This window comes from Pseudomonas sp. FW507-12TSA, assembly GCF_058781435.1.
In genome coordinates, this window is sequence record NZ_JBYSWT010000010.1 from 21,721 (window position 1) to 43,743 (window position 22,023).

19 protein-coding genes are annotated in these 22,023 nt (G+C 65.1%); 17 read left to right on the forward strand and 2 right to left on the reverse strand.

What is annotated here, in order from left to right; genetic code table 11:
- Window positions 1–204: 204 nt before the first annotated feature.
- The 7 genes from AC3WK8_RS11610 to AC3WK8_RS11640 all read left to right on the forward strand — a co-directional run bounded on the left by AC3WK8_RS11610 (window position 205) and on the right by AC3WK8_RS11640 (window position 10,426).
- Window positions 205–1,557, forward strand: a complete 1,353-nt coding sequence (locus AC3WK8_RS11610) for a TolC family outer membrane protein (protein ID WP_022643250.1) — start codon at window positions 205–207, stop codon at window positions 1,555–1,557.
- Window positions 1,558–1,595: 38 nt separating this feature from the next.
- Entirely contained in the window at window positions 1,596–3,752 is a 2,157-nt protein-coding gene (locus tag AC3WK8_RS11615; protein WP_103324810.1) for a type I secretion system permease/ATPase, read from the forward strand.
- Window positions 3,742–5,109: an HlyD family type I secretion periplasmic adaptor subunit gene (locus AC3WK8_RS11620; protein ID WP_085598048.1), complete on the forward strand. Its 1,368-nt coding sequence runs from the start codon at window positions 3,742–3,744 to the stop codon at window positions 5,107–5,109. Before AC3WK8_RS11615 ends, AC3WK8_RS11620 begins: the two co-directional genes overlap by 11 nt.
- 153 nt (window positions 5,110–5,262) lie before the next feature.
- A complete protein-coding gene (locus AC3WK8_RS11625) occupies window positions 5,263–6,186 on the forward strand; it encodes a LysR family transcriptional regulator (protein ID WP_085598049.1) in 924 nt (307 codons plus the stop codon).
- A gap of 117 nt (window positions 6,187–6,303) precedes the next feature.
- The gene (locus AC3WK8_RS11630; RefSeq protein WP_103324809.1) at window positions 6,304–7,848 is read left to right on the forward strand and encodes an MFS transporter; all 1,545 of its coding nucleotides are present in this window, start codon (window positions 6,304–6,306) and stop codon (window positions 7,846–7,848) included.
- 26 nt (window positions 7,849–7,874) lie between these two features.
- Window positions 7,875–8,945 (forward strand): HlyD family secretion protein, encoded by a 1,071-nt coding sequence (locus AC3WK8_RS11635; RefSeq protein ID WP_085598051.1) that lies wholly within the window; start codon window positions 7,875–7,877, stop codon window positions 8,943–8,945.
- Window positions 8,942–10,426, forward strand: a complete 1,485-nt coding sequence (locus AC3WK8_RS11640) for an efflux transporter outer membrane subunit (RefSeq protein WP_103324808.1) — start codon at window positions 8,942–8,944, stop codon at window positions 10,424–10,426. Before AC3WK8_RS11635 ends, AC3WK8_RS11640 begins: the two co-directional genes overlap by 4 nt.
- Here the strand turns inward: AC3WK8_RS11640 and AC3WK8_RS11645 are convergent.
- Window positions 10,389–11,138, reverse strand: a complete 750-nt coding sequence (locus AC3WK8_RS11645) for a DUF3142 domain-containing protein (protein ID WP_103324807.1) — start codon at window positions 11,136–11,138, stop codon at window positions 10,389–10,391. The two genes, AC3WK8_RS11640 and AC3WK8_RS11645, sit on opposite strands and share 38 nt — an antisense overlap.
- Window positions 11,108–13,324, reverse strand: a complete 2,217-nt coding sequence (locus tag AC3WK8_RS11650; RefSeq protein ID WP_103324806.1) for a PA5441 family protein — start codon at window positions 13,322–13,324, stop codon at window positions 11,108–11,110. Before AC3WK8_RS11650 ends, AC3WK8_RS11645 begins: the two co-directional genes overlap by 31 nt.
- Window positions 13,325–13,768: 444 nt before the next feature.
- On the opposite strand from AC3WK8_RS11650, the gene AC3WK8_RS11655 reads away from it, so the two are divergent.
- The 10 genes from AC3WK8_RS11655 to AC3WK8_RS11700 all read left to right on the forward strand — a co-directional run bounded on the left by AC3WK8_RS11655 (window position 13,769) and on the right by AC3WK8_RS11700 (window position 21,990).
- Entirely contained in the window at window positions 13,769–15,355 is a 1,587-nt protein-coding gene (locus AC3WK8_RS11655) for a glycosyltransferase family 39 protein (RefSeq protein ID WP_085598055.1), read from the forward strand.
- Between the two features lie 153 nt (window positions 15,356–15,508).
- On the forward strand, window positions 15,509–15,970 hold the full coding sequence (locus AC3WK8_RS11660) for an aminoacyl-tRNA deacylase (RefSeq protein ID WP_085598056.1): 462 nt from the start codon (window positions 15,509–15,511) through the stop codon (window positions 15,968–15,970).
- Window positions 15,971–15,984: 14 nt separating this feature from the next.
- On the forward strand, window positions 15,985–16,230 hold the full coding sequence (locus tag AC3WK8_RS11665) for a DUF2789 domain-containing protein (RefSeq protein ID WP_022643262.1): 246 nt from the start codon (window positions 15,985–15,987) through the stop codon (window positions 16,228–16,230).
- A gap of 64 nt (window positions 16,231–16,294) precedes the next feature.
- On the forward strand, window positions 16,295–16,540 hold the full coding sequence (locus AC3WK8_RS11670) for a type II toxin-antitoxin system prevent-host-death family antitoxin (RefSeq protein ID WP_085598199.1): 246 nt from the start codon (window positions 16,295–16,297) through the stop codon (window positions 16,538–16,540).
- A complete protein-coding gene (locus AC3WK8_RS11675; RefSeq protein ID WP_103324805.1) occupies window positions 16,530–16,811 on the forward strand; it encodes a type II toxin-antitoxin system RelE family toxin in 282 nt (93 codons plus the stop codon). The genes AC3WK8_RS11670 and AC3WK8_RS11675 overlap by 11 nt, the downstream gene beginning before the upstream one ends.
- A 131-nt stretch (window positions 16,812–16,942) precedes the next feature.
- Window positions 16,943–17,371, forward strand: a complete 429-nt coding sequence (locus tag AC3WK8_RS11680; RefSeq protein ID WP_022643265.1) for a MarR family winged helix-turn-helix transcriptional regulator — start codon at window positions 16,943–16,945, stop codon at window positions 17,369–17,371.
- Window positions 17,368–19,455 carry an FUSC family protein gene (locus AC3WK8_RS11685; RefSeq protein WP_103324804.1) on the forward strand — a complete coding sequence of 696 codons (2,088 nt, stop codon included), beginning with the start codon at window positions 17,368–17,370 and terminating at the stop codon, window positions 19,453–19,455. Before AC3WK8_RS11680 ends, AC3WK8_RS11685 begins: the two co-directional genes overlap by 4 nt.
- On the forward strand, window positions 19,452–19,661 hold the full coding sequence (locus AC3WK8_RS11690; RefSeq protein WP_022643266.1) for a DUF1656 domain-containing protein: 210 nt from the start codon (window positions 19,452–19,454) through the stop codon (window positions 19,659–19,661). Before AC3WK8_RS11685 ends, AC3WK8_RS11690 begins: the two co-directional genes overlap by 4 nt.
- Window positions 19,658–20,548, forward strand: a complete 891-nt coding sequence (locus tag AC3WK8_RS11695) for an efflux RND transporter periplasmic adaptor subunit (RefSeq protein ID WP_031321298.1) — start codon at window positions 19,658–19,660, stop codon at window positions 20,546–20,548. The genes AC3WK8_RS11690 and AC3WK8_RS11695 overlap by 4 nt, the downstream gene beginning before the upstream one ends.
- Entirely contained in the window at window positions 20,545–21,990 is a 1,446-nt protein-coding gene (locus AC3WK8_RS11700) for an efflux transporter outer membrane subunit (protein ID WP_103324803.1), read from the forward strand. Before AC3WK8_RS11695 ends, AC3WK8_RS11700 begins: the two co-directional genes overlap by 4 nt.
- Window positions 21,991–22,023: the final 33 nt, after the last annotated feature.

Here is a 22,023-nt window from a genome sequence, read left to right on the forward strand (position 1 = left end):
CCAAACTATTGACCTTATGGGTGCCATCCTAAACAATCGCTCTATTAATGTCACATTGATATTCACGCGGTAACCTGACTTGAAGTATGTGAACCAGTTCTTAGTTTGAACTTTCCGACAGACGGTCGTTGTGGTTGTAGTCATTCGATGTGGTTCCACGTTCTGACGTGAATCTGGACATACCGTCCGAGGAAATTTCTTACCATGCGTTTTCACCTGTTCAAGGCCCTGCCCTTCGCTCTTGCCGCCAGTTTCGTACAGGCGCAGACACTCCCTGAAGCCATGCAGAAAGCACTGGATGTGCACCCGGAAATCCAGGCCGGTGTGAACAGCCGCCTGGCTGCCGATTACCAATTGAAAGCCGCCAAGGGGGGGTACCTGCCCCGTGTCGACATGCTCGCCGGCTATGGCCGTGAAGGCACAGATAACCCCACTACTCGCGCGGGTAGTGGCAGCAATCACTGGGAAAGCATGACCCGTGGTGAGTCAAGTTTACGTCTTCAGCAGATGGTTTTTGACGGTTTTGCCACCTCCAGCGAGGTTGGGCGTCAACAAGCCACCGTCAACTCCCGGGCCTATTCTCTGCTGGGCACCTCCGAGCGCACCGGCCTGACCGTGGCCCAGGTGTACCTGGACGTGTTGACCCGTCGCCAGTTCGTCCAACTGGCCGAAGACAACCTGCGCAACCACGAACGTATCTACGACCAGATCAAGCTGCGCACCCAGCGTGGCGTAGGCAGCGGCGCCGACCTCGACCAGGCCGAAGCTCGCCTGGCCCAGGCCCGCAACAACCTGATCACCGAGCAGACCAACCTGGCCGACGCCCAGACCAACTACCTGAGTGCGGTAGGGGAACTGCCCGACCAGCTGGAGCGTCCTGCCAGCTTCATGGCGATGATGCCGGCCAACCTCGACGAGGCTCGCCGCCAGATGCTGGAGAACAGCCCGATCCTGCGTTCGGCCGAGTCCGATATCGTGGCGGCCGAGAAGCAGTACGAAGCGGCCAAGTCGGCGTTCTACCCACGTTTCGATGCGGAGCTGGGACGCACCGCGGACAACGACCTGGACGGCCAGAACGGCCACAACAACGAATGGCAGGCCATGCTGCGCATGCGCTTCAACCTGTTCGCCGGCGGCAGCAACAAGGCTGACCTGGAGTCCAAGGCCTACCAGTCGAACCAGGCCCTGGATATCCGCAACAATGCCCTGCGGGTGCTGAACGAAGAACTGGGCCTGGCCTGGAACGCCATGAACAACGCCAACTCCCAGGTGCCGATCGCCCAGGAATACGTCGATCGCAGTACCGCGGTGCGTACCGCCTACCAGAAGCAGTTCAGCCTGGGCGAGCGTACCTTGCTGGACTTGCTCGACAGTGAAAACGAACTGTTCACCGCTTCCCGTCGCCTGGCCGAGATCAAGAACATTCAGTTATTTACTCAGTATCGAATCAAGGCGACCATTGGCGAGTTGCTCAAGAGCCAGGGAGTGGTCGCACCCATGGCTTCCGTCGTGCAGAACGACGTGAAGCCCAAGGTCCAGCTGCCTGGGATGAATTGAGCTAATTTCATCCTTATAGCCAGCCAAGAGTGTCGAGAGTGGAATCAGAAGTCCGTCGAGTGCAGCTCCATCATGATCCACGCGGTATGCATGACGACCCTTTGCTGGACGGTTTGCTGACCCTCTGCTTCTTGCACCAGAAGCCCGCCAGCGCGGCAATGCTGACCACCGGCCTGCCATTGCCGTCCCAGCGCCTGAGCGCCGCGCTGCTGCCTCGCGCAGCGGCCCGGGCCGGGCTCCAGGGCCGCGTCCTGCGGCGCAAGCTGGAACAGATCCCGAGCATCGCCATGCCCGCCCTGCTGTTGCTCAAGGACGGCCGCAGCGCCGTGCTGCTGGGCTGGCAGGGCGATGACCAGGCGCGGCTGTTGCTCAGCGAGAGCGATGGCGGCGAGGTCTGCGTCAACCGCGAGCTGCTGGCCGACGACTATATCGGGCAGGTGTTCTTCGCCCAGCCCCAGCACAAGTTCGACGTCAACCACGGTTCGCTGATCCCTCGGGCCCGCTCCTGGTTCCGCGATACCCTCAAGCGCTCGCGCTGGCTGTACATCGATGCCGTCGCCGCCAGCCTGCTGATCAACATCATCGCCATGGCCGCGCCGCTGTTCGTGATGAACGTCTACGACCGGGTGGTGCCCAACCAGGCGACCGCGACCCTGTGGATGTTGTCCATCGGCATCATCGGCGCCTATGTCTTCGACCTGATCCTCAAGGGTTTGCGCAGTCTGTGCCTGGACCTTGCCGGGAAGAAGACCGACCTGATCATCTCCGCCACGCTGTTCGAGCGCATCGTCGGCATGGCCATGAAGTACCGTCCACCGCGGGTCGGCAGCTTTGCCCAGAACATCCACGAGTTCCAGAGCCTGCGGGACTTCCTTGCCTCGCTGACCCTTACCAGTCTCATCGACCTGCCCTTCACCCTGCTGATCTTCCTGGTGATCGCCATCCTCGGCGGGCACCTGGTGTGGATCCCGGTGCTGGCCTTCCCCATTGCCCTGGGTATCGGCTATGCATTGCAGAAGCCCCTGGTGGCGACCATGGAAAAGACCATGGCCCTGGGCGCCGAGCGCCAGTCGAGCCTGATCGAGACCCTGGCCGGGCTGGATGCGGTCAAGGTCAACAACGCCGAGAGCGAGCGCCAGTACCAGTGGGAGCAGACCATCGGCACCCTCAGCCGCCTCGAGCTGCGGGTCAAGATGCTCTCCAGCCTGGCGATGAACATCACCCTGCTGATCCAGCAACTGGCCGGGGTGGTGATGATCATCTTCGGCGTATACCAGATCATCGACGGCAACCTCAGCATGGGCGGCCTGATCGCCTGCTACATGCTCAGCGGCCGCGCCCTGAGCCCGCTGGCTTCGCTGTCCGGCCTGCTGACCCGCTACCAGCAGGCCCGCGTCACCATGACCTCGGTGGACCAGATGATGGAGCTGCCCCAGGAGCGCAACTTCGGCGAGCGTCCGCTGAGCCGTAGCGTGCTGCAGGGCGCCATCGAATGCCGGCAGCTGAACTTCACCTACCCGGGCCAGCAGAATCCGGCGCTGAAGAACATCAACCTGGTGATCAAGCCGGGCGAGAAGATCGGCATCATCGGCCGCAGCGGCTCGGGCAAGAGCTCCCTGGCCAAGTTGCTGGTGGGCCTCTACCAGCCGGACTCCGGAGCCTTGCTGGTGGACGGCGTGGACATCCGCCAAATCGACGTCAGCGAGCTGCGCCACAACATCGGCTACGTGCCCCAGGACATCCAGCTGCTGGCCGGCAGCCTGCGCGACAACCTGACTTCCGGCGCCCGCTACGTCGAGGACGAGCTGGTGCTGCAGGCCGCCGAGCTGGCGGGGGTCCACGAGTTCGCCCGCCTGCATCCCCAGGGGTACGAACTGCAAGTTGGCGAGCGCGGGCAGAACCTGTCCGGCGGCCAGCGACAGAACGTCGCCCTGGCCCGCGCCCTGTTGCTCAACCCGCAGATCCTGCTGCTCGACGAGCCCACCAGCGCCATGGACAACACCGGTGAGGAGCGCTTGAAACAGCGCCTGGAAGCGGTGGTGCAGACCAAGACCGTGGTCCTGGTGACCCACCGGGCCTCGCTGTTGTCGTTGGTCGACCGGCTGCTGGTGGTCGACCGTGGGCAGATCCTGGCCGATGGTCCGAAGGCAGTGGTCATGGAAGCGTTGAAGAAGGGGCAGATCAGTGTTGCTTAAGCCGCAAATCAGGGACTCGATCCGCCGTTACTTCAAGGGCAGCGATTCCCTCCAGGGGCAGCCGCTGCCCGAGGTCAACAAGGCCCTGATCGAAGATACGCCACGGGTCATCCGCCTGACCATCTGGGGCATCATCGCCTTCTTCCTGTTCATGCTGCTGTGGGCCAACTTCGCGGTGATCGACGAAGTGACCAAGGGCGAGGGCAAGGCGATTCCTTCCTCCAAGGTGCAGAAGATCCAGAACCTTGAAGGCGGGATCGTTGCCGAGCTGTACGTCAAGGAAGGCCAGGTGGTAGAGGCCGGCGCGCCGCTGATCCGCCTGGACGACACGCGCTTCCAGTCCAACGTCGGCGAAACCGAGACCGTGCGCCTGTCCATGCTGCTGCGGGTCGAGCGCCTGAGCGCCGAGGTGGAGGAGCGTCCGCTGAACTTCCCCGAGGACGCGCTGCGGGATGCCCCGGGCCAGGCGGCCAGCGAGAAGTCCCTGTACGAGAGCCGGCGCCAGCAGCTGCATGACGAGATCGGTGGCATGCAAGAGCAACTGATCCAGAAGCAGCAGGAGCTGCGCGAGTTCAACTCCAAGCAGGCGCAGTACCGCCAGCAACTGGGCCTGCAACGCCAGGAAATCAACATGTCCGAGCCGCTGGTGGCCCAGGGCGCGGTGTCGCCGGTGGAAGTGCTGCGGCTCAAGCGGGCCGAGGTCGAGACCCGTGGCCAGCTGGACGCCACCACCCTGGCGATTCCACGCGCCGAGTCGGCGATCAAGGAAGTGCAGCGCAAGATCGACGAAACCCGCGGCAAGTTCCGCAGCGAGGCCCTGACCCAGCTCAACGAGGCCCGCACCGAACTGAACAAGGCCAGCGCCACCGGCAAGGCCCTGGAGGACCGGGTCAGCCGGACCATGGTCACAACACCGGTGCGCGGCATCGTCAAGCAGTTGATGGTCAACACCATCGGCGGGGTGATCCAGCCGGGCAGCGACATGGTGGAGATCGTGCCGCTGGACGACACCTTGCTGGTGGAAGCCAAGATCCGTCCCCAGGACATCGCCTTCCTGCATCCGGGGCAAGAAGCGATCGTCAAGTTCAGCGCCTATGACTACACCATCTACGGCGGCCTCAAGGCCCGCCTGGAGCAGATCGGCGCCGACACCATCACCGACGAAGACAAGAAGACCACCTACTACATGATCAAGCTGCGCACCGAGCGCAGCCACCTGGGCAGTGACGACAAGCCGCTGCTGATCATCCCCGGGATGGTGGCCTCGGTGGACATCATCACCGGCAAGAAGAGCATCCTCAGCTACCTGCTCAAGCCGATCATCCGCGCCCGCGCCGAAGCCCTGCACGAACGCTGATCCCTACCCTGCGCCATGCTCGTTCGCCGGACGGCCCTTCGGGGCCGTCTGTCCCGGCAAGCCGTGGCGTGGGTTGGTCCCGCTCAGGATCGCGACCCGCAATCCTGCTAGGATTGCGTTCCAGTCATCATCGATCAGTCATGAGTGCTCAGAATGCAACTTCCGGACATGAATCTCCTGGTGGCCCTCGACATCCTGCTGGACGAGGGCAGCGTGGTGGGCGCCGCGCGCCGCATGAACCTCAGCCCGGCGGCCATGAGCCGGACCCTGACGCGAATCCGCGAAGCCCTGGGCGATCCGGTGCTGGTGCGCGCCGGGCGCGGCCTGGTGCCGACGTCCAAGGCCCTGGAGCTGCGGGCCCAGGTGCATGAGCTGGTGGAGCAGGCGGCACTGGTGTTCCGTTCGGCGGACACCATCGATCTCGCTTCGCTGCAGCGGCGCTTCAGCGTGCGTGCCAACGACTTCTTCGTCGGTGTCTACGGTGGTCGCCTGATCGATATCCTCGAGCGTCAGGCGCCGCTGTGCGAGCTGCGCTTCGTCCCCGTAGGCGATGGTGACGACGAGGCCCTGCGCGAAGGGCGGATCGACCTGCGCATCAGCAATACCCGGCCCCTGAGCCCGGAAGTGAAGGTGCAGAACCTGTTCACCACCAACTTCGTCGGCCTGGTGCGTGAAGACCATCCGTTGCTGGCCGAAGAGATCACCGCCGAGCGGTTTGCCGCCTATCCCCACATCAGCATGTCCCGGCGCGGCATCGCCCGTGGCCCGATCGACGCAGCGCTGGCCGAACTGGGGCTCAAGCGCCGGGTACCGATGATCGCCCCGGGCTTCCACGCCGCGATGTTCATGCTGCCGGACTCGGACCTGATCCTGCCGGTGCCCAAGGAGTCCCAACTCAGCGTTCGGCGCCTGGGCCTGCGGCTGCGCTCCTTCGTACTGCCGATCCCCCTGCCGACCCTGATCCTCAACCAGTCCTGGCATCCGCGAGATGACAAGGACCAGGCCCACAAGTGGTTTCGCGAGGTGGTCCGCACCTGCTGCCACGAGACCTGGAAGCAAGCCCAGCAGGGATCCTGACGCAGGGGCGCCGATCATTGCGTTTGGTGCATTTATTAAGTTCCGATAAGTCAGTTTTCGTCAGTACTGGCTGTTCATAAACTGCTCTGGTATTTCTTTATCTGGAGCAGTACGTCCATGAGTTTCCTCGCTGTCGCTGCGCCTGCTTCGGTCGAAGCCGCCAGCAAGCCGGCGGCCCCCCCTGCGCAAGCCTTTGGGCTGCGGATTGTCATCGGGCTGGTGGGTGTGTTGTTGGCGGTGCTGGTCTCCGGCCTCAACGAGATGGTGACCAAGATCGCCCTGGCGGATATCCGCGGCGCGCTGTTCATCGGCTATGACGAAGGCACCTGGCTGGTGGCCTGCTACACCGCCACCTCGGTGGCTGCCATGGCGTTCGCGCCATGGTGTTCGGTGACCTTTTCCCTGCGGCGCTTCACCCTCTGTGCCATCGCGCTGTTCACCCTGCTGGGGATCTTGTGTCCCTTCGCCCCCAACTACGAAAGCCTGTTGCTCCTGCGGACCCTGCAAGGCCTGGCTGGTGGCGCCTTGCCGCCGATGCTGATGACCGTGGCCCTGCGTTTCCTGCCGGCCAACGTCAAGCTCTACGGCCTGGCCAGCTATGCCCTGACCGCCACCTTCGGCCCGAGCCTGGGCACGCCGCTGGCGGCGCTGTGGACCGAGTACGTGGGCTGGCGCTGGGCCTTCTGGCAGGTGGTGGGGCCTTGCTTGCTGGCCATGGCGGCGGTCGCCTACGGCCTGCCCCAGGACCCGCTGCGCCTGGAGCGTTTCAAGCAATTCAACTGGCGCGGCCTGCTGCTGGGCTTCCCGGCGATCTGCATGCTGGTGATCGGCATCTTGCAGGGCAATCGCCTGGACTGGTTCGAGTCGTCATTGATCACCCTGTTGCTCGGTGGCGGCCTGATCCTGCTGGTGTTGTTCATGATCAATGAATGGTCGCAGCCGATTCCCTTCTTCAAGCTGCAGATGCTGGGCATCCGCAACCTGTCGTTCTCCCTGCTGACCCTGGCCGGGGTGCTGGTGGTGCTCACCGCGGTGATCATCATCCCGTCTTCCTTCCTGGCCCAGGTCCAGGGCTACCGGCCGTTGCAGACGGCGCCGGTGATGCTGGTGATGGCCTTGCCGCAACTGATTGCGCTGCCGCTGGTGGCGGCCTTGTGCAACCTGAGCTGGGTCGACTGCCGCTGGGTGCTGGGGATCGGCCTGGGCATGCTGACCCTGTCGTGCCTGGGGGGCACGCACCTGACCTCGGCCTGGATCCGCGATGATTTCTATGTGCTGCAACTGCTGCAGATCTTCGGCCAGCCGATGGCGGTGCTGCCCTTGCTGATGCTCGCCACGGGCAGCATCGCACCGGTGGAAGGGCCTTTCGCATCGTCCTGGTTCAACACGGTCAAGGGCCTGGCGGCGGTGGTCGCCACTGGGGTCCTGGACGCGCTGACCACGCACCGCCTGCATGTGCACTCCACCATGCTGGTGGACAGCCTGGGCAACTCGCCCCTGGTGGACGACCGGGTGCCCGGCCTGGCCGCGCGCCTGCACCAGCAGGCGGTGGTCCTGACCTGTGCCGACCTCTTTTTGTGCATGGCAGGGGTGGCCGCTGCGCTGATCCTGCTGATTTTCTGGCTGCCGACGCGGATGTATCCGCCGCGTGCGCCTGTTTGAACGCTGATTGATACGGAAGAATTCCCATGACTATTGCAAGCAAAGACAAGATCGCCATCGCGGTGGCGGCGGTAGCGGCCCTCGGCGTGCTGGCCTACCTGGTGGCGCCGGGGCTGTTCGGCCGCTCCGGCGAGCAGAGCACCAACGATGCCTTCATCGTCGCCGACTACACCCTGGTGGCGCCCCGCGTGGCGGGGTTCATCAAGGAGGTGCTGGTGGAAGACAACCAGCAGGTCAAGGCCGGGCAACTGCTGGCGCTGATCGATGATCGCGACCTGCGGGCCGCGGCCCAGGCGGCGGACGCCGAGACCCTGGTGGCCAAGGCGCAATTGCAGAACGCCCGGGCGACCCTGGACCGCCAGAGCTCGGTGATCGCCCAGGCCCAGGCCGCGGTGGTGGCTGCCCGGGCCGAGATGGATTTCGCCCAGCATGAGCTCAATCGCTACAACCACCTGGCCGGGGTCGGCGCCGGCACCGTGCAGAACGCCCAGCAAGCACGTACCCGCATCGACCAGGCCAGCGCCCGGCTGGCGACGACCACGGCGGCCCTGGCGGCGGAACGCAAGCAGGTGGAAGTCCTCACCGCCCAGCGCGATGCCGCCGAAGGTGGCCTGAAACGGGCCCAGGCGGCCCTGGAAATGGCCAGCTACGAGCTGTCCTACACCCGCATCGTCGCCCCGGTCGACGGCATGGTCGGCGAGCGCGCGGTGCGGGTCGGTGCCTACGTCACCCCCGGCAGCAAGATCCTCGCCGTAGTGCCGCTGCAACAGGCCTATGTCGTGGCCAATTTCCAGGAAACCCAGCTCGCTGCCATGCGTGCCGGGCAAGTGGCCGAGGTGCGTGTCGACAGCCTCGGCGGCGAGACCCTGCATGGCCGTGTCGAAAGCCTGGCCCCGGCCACTGGCGTGACCTTCGCCGCAGTGAAGCCGGACAACGCCACGGGCAACTTCACCAAGGTGGTGCAGCGCATCCCGGTGAAGATTCTCCTGGACCCCAACCAGGCAATGGCCGAGCGCCTGCGTGTGGGCATGTCGGTGGAAGCCAGCGTCGATACCCGCAGCTCCGCCACCAGCGCCCGTGAGGTGACCCAGCGATGAGCCTTGAATACAGCAGCCACGGGGCCCGTACTCTGCTGGCAGTGAGCTTGTTGGCACTGGCCGCGTGCACTGTCGGCCCGGATTTCCAGCGGCCCCAAGCCACCCAGCTCCAGGCCTGGCCGACGCCGGCACAGGCCGCCGACAGCCAGGCGGTGGACAGCACCCTGCAAGAGCGCTGGTGGGAAGTGTTCGCCGATGCGCAACTGTCGGCCCTGAGCCGTCGGGCCCTGGCCGACAACCTCGACTTGCAACTGGCCACCAGTCGCTTGCAGCAGAGCAGGGCAGCGCGCCAGGTGATCACCGCCCAACGCTATCCTGGCACTGCCGCCAATGGCGGCTATGGACGCAAGCGCAACAGCGCCGAAGGCCTGAACGACCCCTCCGGGCACCAGGGCAAGTCCGACTTCAACCTCTGGGAGGCCGGCTTCTCGGCCTCCTGGGAGCTGGATTTCTGGGGCCGCGTGCGGCGCGAGACCGAGGCCGCCGATGCCAGCCTGGAGGTGGCGGAAAATGACCGGCGCGTAGTGTTGCTGTCGGTGCTGGCGGAAACCGCCCAGGACTACATCCAATTACGCAGCGTACAAAGCACCCGGGCCGTCACCGAGCAGAACCTGGAGGTTGCGCGCCACAGCCTGAAGCTTTCGCAATTGCGCCTGGCCGACGGGGTGGCCACCGACCTGGACGTGGCCGAGGCCGCGGCCCAGGTCGCCACCATCGAGGCGCGCCTGCCGGAGTTGCAGCAGCGCCAGGCGCAGTTGATCAATGCCCTGAGCCTGCTGTTGGGCGAGCCGCCCCAGGCCTTGCAGAAGGAGTTGGCCGGCGATGCGCCAGTGCCGCAGCCACCGGTGCGGTTGGCGATCGGCCTGCCTTCGCAACTGGCCGAGCGCCGTCCAGACATCCGCCAGGCCGAGGCGCGGTTGCATGCGGCCACGGCCAGCATCGGCGTGGCCAAGGGGGATTTCTATCCGCGCATCACCCTGTCCGGCAACTTCGGCTCCCAGGCCATGCAGTTGGCGGACTTCGGCTCCTGGAACTCCCGGCAGTACAGCTTCGGCCCGCAGTTCAGCCTGCCGCTGTTCGACGGCGGTCGCCTGCGCGGCGTGCTCAAGCTGCGTGAAGCCCAGCAGCAGGAAGCGGCGGTGGCCTACCAGCAGACCGTGCTGCGGGCCTGGCATGAAATCGACGACCAGCTGACTCGCTACAACGCCAGCCAACTGCGGCGCGACAGCCTCGCCGAGGCGGTGCGGCAGAACCAGATCGCCCTGCGTACCGCGCAGCAGCAGTACATCGAGGGGGTGGTGGACTTCGTCAACGTCCTGACCGTGCAGGGCGCCTTGCTGGCCACCCAGGAACAGCTGGTGGAAAGCTCCGCCGGGGTATCCCTGGCCATGGTCGGTTTGTACAAGGCCCTGGGCGGTGGCTGGGAGTCGGTGTATCCGCTGGCTAGCCAGGGTTCTGCAGGAACACCACGTAGCCTTTGAACCAGGGGCTGTCGCGCAGCGCCTGGGGTTCCTGCCAGGCGCCACCCTGGATCAACCCGACCTTGTAGGGCAGGCCCATGCGGTCCAGGCGTGGCAGGTAGGCGCCATAGTTGGCGATGCTGTGGCGGCCTTGGTAGGTCTGCACCACCACTTCATCCACCACGCCCTGGAGTTGGCCGATGGCTTGCGGGTCGGCGTTGCTGCCCCAGTCCATCAGGCCGGTGATGCTCAGGCGGTACTGCGCCGGCAGGCGCTGGCGCAGGTCCCGCAGGAACTGCCCGTAGCGCTCCAGGTCACGGGTGCCGCTGTCGAAGTCGATCTGGATACCCACCACCCGGGTGCCGCTGTTCTGCCAGCGCTGCACCTGGCCCAGCAACTGCTGGTAGACCTTCTCCGGCCAGGCCAGGGTGTGGGCGCGATACACCACCCACACCTGTTCCTGGCGCAGTCGCGACACCGGCAGGCCCTGGGCGATGAGCTCGACACCCCGTGCCGGCTGGCGCCGTGAACGGCTGACCTGGCCCTGGAGGATGTACAGGGTCCTGGCCTGGGCCAGCACCGGTTGGGTCTTGACGCCGCTCCACAGCCAGAAGGCATCGTGGTCGGCGGCGTCCACCGCTGCGGCCGCCGGATTCGTCCAGCACAGCCACAGCGGCAGCAGGCAGCAGCCTAGGTATTTCCTCACCAGTAGTAACGCAGCGACTGGGCCCACTGGGTGTCCCCCAGCTTGGTCTTCAACTGGCGGAACCAGGCCTTGCGTACCTCTGGCTCCACGCCCTGGCCGCCACAGCGGTTGTTGCCGGAGGAGGCGTAGCAGTAGATCCCCCGGTACAGGGCGAAGGCCCGCTCATCGCGGCTGGCCTTGGGGTTGTCGATCACCTTGCGGTAGCTGTCGAGCCGCGAGTAGGTGCTGCCCGGGAACTGGTCCGGAGTGCCGCCCAGGCGCTCGGCCTCGGGCTTGGTATCCAGGGGCATCTGGTCGAAGTTGTTCAGCCGTATGAACTCCGCCAGGCACAACAGGCCAGCGGGGGACTTGGGGTCTTTCTGCAAGCTCGCCGCGGTTTCGGCAATGCCCGGGCATGTGTAGTTGGCGCTCTCGCCCGCCTCGCCCTGGCCATTCCAGTTGAACACCTGCAGCGAAGGGCCGTCGGCGTAGATGTAGCCCAGGTAGTTGCCGATGTTGTCGTTGGACAGGACGCCCTTGCCCTGGCTCGTATCCAGGCCCTGGTTGACGCTGTGCAAGTCTTCGCTGAAGGCGGCGTACCGGCCACGGGTCAGGCTCTTGTACAGCAGGACGAAGTACGCGGTGTTGCGTTCCTCGAGCGAATCGGCCTGGCTAGCTTGCTGGCGCAGTAGCTCGGGCGAGGCCACGTGGCGCAGGAGGATGGCGCGCACCTGGGCGGACTCGATCGGCGAGTCGGCGGCGAACACCTTGGCCAGTTCGCCGCTGCGTTCGTAGGTGTAGGCCAGGGCCAGTTCCAGTTGTTCGCGTTGCAACGGTTGCTTGGCCAGGGGCAGCAGTTGCAGCCACAGCTGCGTTGCGCCCTTCCAGTCTTGCTGGGCCTGCATGGCCATGCCGCGCAGGGTCTGCTGGCTGAAGGCCAGGTAGTCCAGTTGGGCCGGAATCTGCGTCGGCAATTGCTTGAGCGCTGTTGCAGGTTGCTGCTCGACAAACAAGGTGAAGGCCGCTTGCAGATAGTCGTACAAGGCCGGTTGCTCGCTGAACAGGGCCTTGTGTTGCGTTAAGGCTTCGCGGGTCAGCCTGGACGATGGATCTTTGCGCATGTCCATCAGGTCCCGGACCGCCAGCAGCAGCGGAACCCGGATATCGGCATCGGGATTGTCCAGCAGCTTGTAGTCGATCTCCGCCACCAGGTCGTCCTGGCGCTTGTCGTCGGAGTTGTCCGATCTCCGGGTCAGTTGCTGGCCGTAGTCATCGGCCAGGGCCCGGGTATCGCCTTGCAGCCAGTGCACACGGCGGATCAGCCCCTGGGCGGACACAGCATAGAGCCCCTGTGGATAAGTTTTCAGGTAGGCATCGAAGCCTGCCCCGGCTTGTTGCAGCGCCGACTTATCCACAAGCTTGAGGTTGACCGTGCCCCATTCGTCCAGCGCGCTCTGCTGGGCCTGGTTGAGAGCGGTGCGCGCCAGCATGTAGGTGGCCGTCTCGGCCAGCCAGGGCAGGGCGTTGTCCTTGAGGCTGGTGAAGCCCCTGGTCGCGTCATCGAAGTGACCGTCATAGAACTGGACGCTCGCCTGCAGATAGCTGGCCAGGTCGCGAGCCGGGGCAGAAGCCAGGTTTGCCGGCAGAAGGTCGGCCAGCGGGTTGGCTTCCCAGGAACAGGCTCCCAGCAGTTTGATCCGGGCCTGGGCCAGGGCCTGGCGGTCAGCGGGACTCAGTTGCGGGTTGTCCAGTTGAGCGACGAAGGCCAGGGCGCTGGCGTCCGAGTTGCTGCGGCAGCGGCTGCCTTCGCCCTCGATGAAGTTGTCCCCGGCGGCCTTCTGGTTGTCGCGGGAGATGCCCAGGGCCTGCAGCCGGCTGTTGAGCTCGGTGGCAGCGGGAGACAGGCTTGCCTTGGCGCTGTCGCCGTCGTGCTCGTCCGCCGGGTCCAGTGGCCGCAAGCGGTACGTCGGGAAGGGCACGGGGCCGAAACCCAGGCTCAGGTCATCTTTGGTCAGCGCGCGGGGCACCAGCGCCAGGCTGCCCTGGTCGGCCATCAACAGGCGCAGGTTGACCCGGCTGTCGTTGCCTGGGCTGAGGAAGGGCAGGTTGCTGCAGCCGTCCAGTCGGTGGGAGTAGAGCTTCCAGGTCGGTGCACAGAAGTCGTCGGAGCTGGCCTGGGCCTGGCCGGCACAGAGAGTGGCCAGGAGCAATGACGAGAAGAGAGCGATGCGCATGAATTGTCCCTAATTCAGGAGGCCATCAGGACAAGCCTTCAGCTGTTGATGAGTGAGGCGGACGGCCCGTTGCGCGGATTATATGGCCATCCGCCCGGTTCTGCTGTGCGCCGATCGACAGCGCGGCTGCGCGCGTAGCGAAGGCGGGTGATGAATCGAGGTGCGTGCAACTGTAGGTCACGGGCAAGCCACGTCACGCTGTTCACTTAAGCAAGGTGATCCCCTGTAGGAGCAGCCGGTCGATGCTCGCTTGTTCGCGAGGGTCGCTACCGGTAGCGCGTGTCTACTGGATAGGCGCAAGGCCCTGAAGTCCATCGCCGGCAAGCCTCGCTCCTACAAGCTCCTTGACTGATCGGCATTACGCACAAGCCCTGGGGGTTCTGGCCTACAATCAGCGCGTCATGGCTCCGGGCGGGAGCGCAGATCTATCGGCAGAGGGTGGTGATGGGCGTACCGAGTACCGAGCAAACGGCCAAGCAGCGGTATCGCCAGGCTGTCACGCATTCGCAGCCCCTGGCGCAATTGCTTCGTGAGCCCTGGCTGGTGCCGCTGCTGTTGCTGGCCCTGGCCTTGCGTTTCTACGAGCTGACGGCGGCGGCGATCTGGGGCGACGAGGGATCCAGTGTTTTGTTGGCCCAGTTCCCGCTGGCGGGCATCTGGAGCCACGCCGCCTACGATGTCCATCCGCCGCTGTATTTCCTCCTGCTGCATGGCTGGATCGGCCTGTTCGGCGATTCGATCCTGTCGATTCGCCTGATGAGTGCGTTGCCTGGGGCGCTCGCGGTATTCCTCGGGACCTGGTTGATGCACCTGGTGGCCGGCCGGCGGGCCACGCTGCTGGCCTGCCTGCTGCTGGCGCTGCTGCCTACCGCCGTGCGCTACAGCCAGGAAGTGCGCATGTATTCGCTGCTGGGGGTGTGGCTGCTGGGAGCGACCCTGGCCCTGGTCTACTGGGTGCGGGCGCCACATCGCCGCCGCTACCTGGTGATCTACGCGTTGCTGATGGCGGCCGGTTTCTATACCCACTACTTCACGGCGTTCTGCGTGGTCTCGCACTGGCTCTACCTGGCCCTGGCCCGGCCCCAGGAAGAAACGGCCCGGCATTTCCTGCGGCGCCGGAGCTGGTGGTGGGCCAACGTCGTCATCGTGCTGCTGTTCCTGCCCTGGCTGCCGGGGCTGGTGGACCTGCTGCTGCACATGGATGAATTGAAGGCCGGCGGCGATGTCGGTTGGGAGCCACCGGTCACCCTGCGTTCATTGCCTTCGATGATCTGGCAACTGCTGGCCCAGGACGATGGCGAAGGCATGCCCTGGTGGTTGTTCGTCAGCCTGCCAGCATTACTGGCGGCGGTGCTGGCCTACCTGCTTTGCAGCGATCGCAGCCGGTCCCGCCTGGCTACCTTGCTGGTGATCTACAGCGTCTTGCCTCTTTTGCTGGTGTTCGCGGTGTCGTTCATCTCCCCGGTGTTCATCGAGCGCTACCTGACGGTGCCAGCCCTCGGGCTGCCGTTGTGCCTGGCCCTGGCCGTCGACCGGCTGGCGCAACGCTTCAAGATCCTGGCCGTGGCGCTGCTGCTGGTGGTGCTGGCGGTGTTCGCAGTGGGCCTGAAGAACAACTACACCGTGGATGCCGACGACCAGTTCAACAACATGGTCGAGTACATGAATCGCCATACCCTGCCTGGCGACCAGGTGGTGCTGGGCGATATGTTCTGGTACCTGACCTGGGGTTACTACGACCGCAGCCATACCGCTCCGCGGCTGTTCACGCCGCCTGGCGCGGCAGGCGTGTCGACCCGGCCCAACCGCTATGGCTTCGGCACCCTGATCGATGAAAACGCCGAGGTCAGCCTCGATCGCCTGGACGACCTGCCGCCGGGCAATGGCCGGGTCTGGCTGGTGATGAGCCGGGTCGATCCGGACGAATTCCCGGTGATTCCAGCTCATTGGCGCAAGCTCGACCAACATGCCGGCGGCGACACCCAGGCCGTGCTCTATGAAACCTGCGGCTGGGCTTGCCCGGGGCGCTGAGCAGGCGCTCTCCCGGCCTGTGGATAACGCCGGCTCGCCGCGAGTGTCCGGGATCACCGTTGGGAAGTTGTTCCGGCACCTGGCCGCACCCGGCCTAGACTTGCATCAGGGAGTCACAGTCCTGTCCCCGTGGCCGGGGCACCGAGGTGCATCATGCGTATGGCGAGAACCGTGCAACACAGTCTGGAGCAAGCCCACTGCCAGTTCGACCTGGTAACCCATCCCCATTCGGCCAGCAGCCTGGAAACGGCTCGGGTGGCGGGAGTGCCGGCGGAGCGCCTGGCCAAGTCGGTGATCCTCGACGACCAGCACGGGCGCTACCTGATGGCGGTGCTGCCGGCCAGCCGCCACCTGGACCTGGGCAAGGTACGCGGCAGCGACCAGTGGCGAGTCACCCGGGAAAGCACCCTGGCGTACCTGTTCAACGACTGCGAGCGTGGCGCGGTGCCGGCCCTGGGCGAGTCCTACGGGCTGGACGTGGTCATCGACCCATTGCTGACCCGCCAGAAGGACATCTACCTGGAGGCCGGAAACCACCACAGCCTGGTGCACATGAGCATGGCCGAATACCTGCGGATGGTGCCCAATGCCGAGGTCTGCGAAGTCTGTCACTGATCAGGAGCCCTACCATGGAATCACCGACCCACAACCTGCCAGCGCTGTTCAAGCAACTGGGGCTGGCCGATGACCCGGTGAGCATCGACCGCTTCATCACCACCCATTCCCCGCTGAAACCGGAACTGCACCTGGCGGATGCGTTTTTCTGGAGCAAGAGCCAGGCGGATTTTTTACGTGATGAAATCCTCGACGATGCCGACTGGGCCGAGGTGGTGGACCAACTGGATGTGTTGTTGAGGAAGGGACGGGGTGGATGATGAGCTGTGGTTGTTGGGAGCGATAATTTAGACCAGAATCATGACCTGAATTGAGGTCATGAAAATGCAAAGTATCCTGGCTGACAAAGCCGTCAGCGTATCTGAATTGAAGAAGAATCCTTCAGCGGTATTGAACGGCGCTCAAGGTGGCCCGGTGGCTGTGTTGAACCACAACCGGGTCATGGGCTACATGATTCCTGCCGAAGTTTTCGAAGCGTTGATGGAGCGTTTGGACGATCTGGAACTGGCCGAGATCGTTCGGGCGCGCAGTCAGGAGACTCCCGTCCCGGTCAGTCTGGATGACTTATAAACTCGAGTTCCTGCCTTCGGCGCTCAAGGAGTGGAACAAGCTGGGCCATACGCTTCGCGAGCAATTCAAGAAGAAGCTCGCGCAACGGCTGCAAATGCCCCAAGTCCCCGCAGATGCCCTGTACGGTTTACCCGAATGCTACAAGATCAAGCTCAAGGCCTCGGGTTATCGGCTGGTCTATAAGGTTATCGAGCAGCGCGTTGTGGTGGCTGTTGTCGCAGTTGGTAAGCGCGAGCGCGGGGCTGTTTACGAGCAAGCCAGGAAGCGTTGAAGCGCATTCGGAACCTGTCCTGGGTATTTGTTACAAAACTTGACTGAAAATATTCGTTGATGTCATATTGATAGTTAGCAAACTATCAGTATGCGAACAGTCTTGTGCCCAAATCCCTTGAATCTCTTCACATGAACATCAGCAGTGGCATGGTGGTCGCGGCGCGGCATTGGCGTCGGATCTGCCAGAACACCCTGATCAACTTCGGGGTCTCCGAAGCCTGCGCAGTGCCCCTGTTGATGATCGGGCGGCTGGGCGAGGGCGTGCGCCAGGTCGCCGTGGCCCAGGCCGCAGGCATGGAAAGCCCGTCCCTGGTGCGCCTGCTGGACCAGCTATGCACCGCCGGTTATGTCTGCCGCAGCGAAGACCCCCATGACCGCCGGGCCAAGTGCCTGAGCCTGACCGACAGCGGTCGCGAGTTGGTGCAGGCAGTGGAGGGCGAACTGGTGCGCCTGCGTCACGAAGTCCTGGCGGGCATCAGTGCCCAGGATCTGGAAGCGGCCTTGCGGGTGATCCAGGCCTTCGAATCCGCCAACCACTCGCCGGTGCAGCCATCTTGAAAGGATTTTTTACCGGTGTGCCTCCCGCGCGGGACTGGTTCTACGGCGTGCGCACCTTCGCCGCCTCGATGATCGCCCTGTACATCGCCATGCTGATGCAGATGCCCCGTCCCTATTGGGCCATGGCCACGGTGTACATCGTCTCCAGCCCGTTCGTCGGCCCTACCAGTTCCAAGGCGCTGTACCGCGCCATCGGTACCCTCCTTGGCGCCTCGGCCGCGGTGCTGTTGGTACCGATGTTCGTGCAGAGCCCCTACCTGCTGGTGGTGATCATCGCGCTGTGGACCGGCATCCTGCTGTTCCTGTCCATGCACCTGCGCACCGCCAACAACTACGCGCTGATGCTGGCCGGCTACACCTTGCCGATGATCGCCCTGCCGGTGGTGGACAACCCCCTGGCCGTGTGGGACGTGGCGCAAGCGCGAACCGAGGAAATCTTCCTCGGCATCATCTGCGCGGCGGTGGTCGGCAGCATGTTCTGGCCCCGGCGCCTGGCCCCGGTATTCGTCGGATCGGCGGGCAAGTGGTTCGCCGATGCCGCGACCTACAGCCGGCGCTTCCTCACCCGCAATGTGCAGCCCGAGGAAGTCAGTGCCCTGCGCGCCTCGATGGTGGCGACCTTCAACACCCTGGAAATGATGATCGGCCAGTTGCCCCATGAAGGCGCGCGGCCGCAGACGGTGCGCAACACCAAGGAACTGCGTGGGCGGATGATCCACCTGCTGCCGGTGGTGGACGCCCTGGACGACGCCCTGTCTGCCCTGGAGCGCCGGGCGCCGGAGCTGGCCGAACGCTTCGCGCCCTTGCTGGCCAAGGCCGACGAGTGGCTGGAAAGTACCGCCCAGGATGCCTCGACGCAGCGCTGGCAAGCCCTGCGCGGCGAGCTCGAAGCCCTGCAACCCGATGCCCGGGCCCTGGACGATCGGAGCCAGTTGCTGTTCTCCAATACCCTGTACCGCCTGGGCGAGTGGATCGACCTGTGGCAGGACTGCCGTAGCCTGCAGCACGCCATCCAGTGCGAAAGCCAGGACACCTGGCGCGCGGTCTACCGCCATTGGCGCCTGGGCCGGCTGACGCCCTTCCTCGATCGTGGACTGATGCTCTATTCGGCGGGCTCCACGGTGCTGGCGATCATCGTCGCCTCGGTGCTGTGGATCCTCCTGGGCTGGACCGACGGTGGCAGCGCGGTGATCCTGGCGGCGGTGGCTTGCAGTTTCTTCGCCGCCATGGACGACCCGGCGCCGCAGATCTACCGGTTCTTCTTCTGGACTGCGCTGTCGGTGCTGTTCGCCAGCCTCTACCTGTTCCTGATCCTGCCCAACCTGCACGATTTCGCCATGCTGGTGCTGGTGTTCGCCGTGCCCTTCATCTGCGTCGGCACCCTGACCGTGCAGCCCAGGTTCTACCTGGGCATGCTCCTGACCATCGTCAACACCGCGTCCTTCATCAGTATCCAGGGCGCCTACGACGCCGATTTCCTGAACTTTTCCAACTCCAACCTGGCAGGCCCCATCGGCTTGCTGTTCGCCTTCATCTGGACCCTGGTCGCCCGGCCGTTCGGTTCGGAACTGGCGGCCAAGCGCCTGACCCGCTTCAGCTGGCGCGACATCGTCAGCCTTTCGGAGCCGGCGACCCTTGCCGAGCACCGGCACATGGGCGCGCAAATGCTCGACCGGCTGATGCAGCACCTGCCGCGCCTGGCCATGACCGGCCAGGACACCGGCGTCGCCCTGCGCGAACTGCGGGTGGCGCTCAACGTGCTGGATCTGCTGGCCTATGCGCCCCGGGTCCAGGGCGTGGCCCAGGGCCTGTTGCGCCAGGTGGTGGCCGAGGTGGGCGAGTACTTCAAGGCCTGCCTCAAGGCCGGTGAGCGCCTCGAGGCGCCGAGCCCATTGCTGATGACCCTGGATCGCACCCGCCGGGCCCTGGACAGCCAACGGCTGCAAGGCGACGACGAAACCCGCCGGCACCTGCTGCACGCCCTCAGCGGCCTGCGCCTGGCGCTGTTGCCGGGCGTCGAGTTCGTGGCCTCGGGCGAACATGAAGCACCCCTTCCCCCTGGCATCGATGGAGCGCCCCTATGATCGGTGATCTGGATATCAGCGGGGTGTTCCTGCCCACGCTGCTGGTGCTGATGGGCATCACCTATGGCGTGTACCTGCTGGTGCATGGCTTGCTGACACGCCTGCATTTCTATCGCCTGGTCTGGCACCGGGCACTGTTCAACGTGGGTCTCTACGCCTTGTTGCTAGGCGTCGTCGACTCTCTCAGCCGATACCTGATGACATGAAAAAACCTTTATTGACCATCGGTCGTGTGGTCCTGACGTTATTGGTGGTGACCTTCGCGGTCGTGGTGGTCTGGCGCATGGTGATGTACTACATGTTCGCGCCCTGGACCCGGGACGGGCATATCCGTGCCGATATCGTGCAGATCGCTCCGGATGTCTCCGGGCTGATCCAGCAGGTAGAGGTCAAGGACAACCAGCTGGTCAAGCGTGGCCAGGTGCTGTTCAGCATCGACCAGGACCGCTTCCACCTGGCCCTGCGCCAGGCCCGGGCGAACCTGGCCGACCGCCAGGAAACCCTGGCCCAGGCCCAGCGCGAGGCCAAGCGCAACCGCGGCCTGGGCAACCTGGTGCCGCGCGAGCAACTGGAAGAGAGCCAATCCCGCGAGGCCCGGGCCCAGTCGGCCCTGGCCGAGGCCCAGGTGGCGGTGGACAGCGCCCAGCTCAACCTCGACCGCTCGGTGGTGCGCAGCCCGGTGGATGGCTACGTCAACGACCGCGCGCCACGGCCCCAGGAATTCGTCACTGCCGGGCGCCCGGTGCTGTCGGTGGTGGACAGCAATTCCTTCCATATCGACGGCTACTTCGAGGAAACCAAGCTCGACGGCATCCATATCGGCCAGGCCGTGGATATCCGCGTGGTGGGCGACCGTGCGCGCCTGCGCGGGCATGTGGAGAGTATCGTCGCCGGGATCGAGGACCGTGACCGCAGCAGCGGCAGCAACCTGCTGCCCAACGTCAACCCGGCTTTCAGCTGGGTGCGCCTGGCCCAGCGGATCCCGGTGCGTATCGCCTTCGACGATGTGCCGGCGGACTTTCGCATGATCGCCGGGCGCACCGCCACGGTGTCGATCATCGACGACCAGCCGCGGCAGGAGCCCGGGCAATGAACCACGGCGCGCGTTTGGCCCTGCTCGGGTTCGGCTTGCTGCTCTCGGCCTGCCAGGTCGGGCCGGATTACCAGTTGCCCAAGGATGCGGCGCTGCAACGCCCGGACCTGCAAGGCGAGTTGGCGGGCAAGGGCGCCAATGTGGTCTCGGCCCCGGTGCCCGGCGATTGGTGGCGCCTGTACCACGATCCGCGCCTGGACCAGCTGGTGCAGCAGGCCCTGGCTTCCAGCACCGATTTGCGCGTAGCGGCGGCCAACCTGGCCCGGGCCCGGGCCCAGGTGGACGAAGCCCAGGCCGCCGGCGGCTGGAGCGGTGGGGTCAAGGCTGGGGTCGAGCGCCTGCAGGAGTCCGGCGAGGCCTTCCTGCTGCCGGAGAAGGTGCCGGTGGCCAACGTCGGCAACCTGTCCATCAGCACCTCCTACCAGTTCGACCTGTTCGGCACCCTGCAGCGCGGCATCGAGGCGGCCAAGGCCAATGCCGATGCGACCCAGGCCGCGGCGGACATCGCCCGCATCACCCTGGTGGCGGATGTGGTGCGGGCCTACACCCAGGTCTGCGCGGCCAACGAAGAACGGGAAATCGCCGAGCACTCCCTGGGCCTGCAAGCCCAGAGCACCGAGTTGACCCAGCGCCTGCGCGATGCCGGGCGCGGCGACGAAACCCAGGTCACCCGCTCCCAGACCCAGTTCAAGTCCCTGCGGGCCGAGTTGCCGCGCTACGAAGCGGCGCGCCAGTCGGGGCTGTTCCGCCTGTCGATGCTGCTGGCCAGGCCGGTGGACCAGTTGCCGGCCGGCACCGCCAGCTGCGCCGAGCTGCCGCATATCGCCCAGCTGTTGCCGGTGGGCGATGGCGCCGCGCTGCTCAAGCGCCGTCCCGATGTACGCCAGGCCGAACGTCACCTGGCGGCGGCCACCGCACAAATTGGGGTAGCCACCGGGGCCCTGTACCCGGACATCAGCATCGGTGCCACCGTGGGCACCGTGGGTATCCTCGATAACCTGGGCAAGGCTTCCACCAATCGCTGGGGTTTCGGCCCGGTGATCAGCTGGACGGTGCCGGCCAACGGTGCCCGTGAGCGCATCCACGAAGCCGAGGCGACGAGCCAGGCGGCCCTGGCGCATTTCGACGGGGTGGTGCTCAACGCCATTCGCGAAACCCAGACCGGCCTGGCCCAGTACAGCGCCCAGCTGCAACGGCGCGATGCCCTGGCCGACGCCGAGCAGTCGGCACAGGTGGCGGCGGACCAGACCCACCGCTTCTTCCAGGCCGGACGGGCGTCGTTCCTCGCCGACTTGCAGGCCACTCGTACCTACACCGACATGCGCGCCCAGCTGGCGGCGGCCAACACCCAGGTAGCGATGAGCCAGATCGACTTGTTCCTGGCCCTGGGCGGCGGTTGGGAAAGCGGACGAACGCAAGCTCCGCCAGCCACGAAACCCTGAGGCCGTTGCTATGCTTTGATCAGTTGGCAAGAC

What these genes read in the sequence shown, in the direction of transcription:
- AC3WK8_RS11610 (WP_022643250.1), top strand. Translation starts at nt 205, where the DNA reads ATGCGTTTTCACCTGTTCAAGGCCCTGCCCTTCGCTCTTGCCGCCAGT.
- AC3WK8_RS11625 (WP_085598049.1), top strand. Translation starts at nt 5,263, where the DNA reads ATGCAACTTCCGGACATGAATCTCCTGGTGGCCCTCGACATCCTGCTG.
- AC3WK8_RS11630 (WP_103324809.1), top strand. Translation starts at nt 6,304, where the DNA reads ATGAGTTTCCTCGCTGTCGCTGCGCCTGCTTCGGTCGAAGCCGCCAGC.
- AC3WK8_RS11635 (WP_085598051.1), top strand. Translation starts at nt 7,875, where the DNA reads ATGACTATTGCAAGCAAAGACAAGATCGCCATCGCGGTGGCGGCGGTA.
- AC3WK8_RS11640 (WP_103324808.1), top strand. Translation starts at nt 8,942, where the DNA reads ATGAGCCTTGAATACAGCAGCCACGGGGCCCGTACTCTGCTGGCAGTG.
- AC3WK8_RS11650 (WP_103324806.1), bottom strand. Translation starts at nt 13,324, where the DNA reads ATGCGCATCGCTCTCTTCTCGTCATTGCTCCTGGCCACTCTCTGTGCC.
- AC3WK8_RS11655 (WP_085598055.1), top strand. Translation starts at nt 13,769, where the DNA reads ATGGGCGTACCGAGTACCGAGCAAACGGCCAAGCAGCGGTATCGCCAG.
- AC3WK8_RS11660 (WP_085598056.1), top strand. Translation starts at nt 15,509, where the DNA reads ATGCGTATGGCGAGAACCGTGCAACACAGTCTGGAGCAAGCCCACTGC.
- AC3WK8_RS11665 (WP_022643262.1), top strand. Translation starts at nt 15,985, where the DNA reads ATGGAATCACCGACCCACAACCTGCCAGCGCTGTTCAAGCAACTGGGG.
- AC3WK8_RS11670 (WP_085598199.1), top strand. Translation starts at nt 16,295, where the DNA reads ATGCAAAGTATCCTGGCTGACAAAGCCGTCAGCGTATCTGAATTGAAG.
- AC3WK8_RS11675 (WP_103324805.1), top strand. Translation starts at nt 16,530, where the DNA reads ATGACTTATAAACTCGAGTTCCTGCCTTCGGCGCTCAAGGAGTGGAAC.
- AC3WK8_RS11680 (WP_022643265.1), top strand. Translation starts at nt 16,943, where the DNA reads ATGAACATCAGCAGTGGCATGGTGGTCGCGGCGCGGCATTGGCGTCGG.
- AC3WK8_RS11690 (WP_022643266.1), top strand. Translation starts at nt 19,452, where the DNA reads ATGATCGGTGATCTGGATATCAGCGGGGTGTTCCTGCCCACGCTGCTG.
- AC3WK8_RS11695 (WP_031321298.1), top strand. Translation starts at nt 19,658, where the DNA reads ATGAAAAAACCTTTATTGACCATCGGTCGTGTGGTCCTGACGTTATTG.
- AC3WK8_RS11700 (WP_103324803.1), top strand. Translation starts at nt 20,545, where the DNA reads ATGAACCACGGCGCGCGTTTGGCCCTGCTCGGGTTCGGCTTGCTGCTC.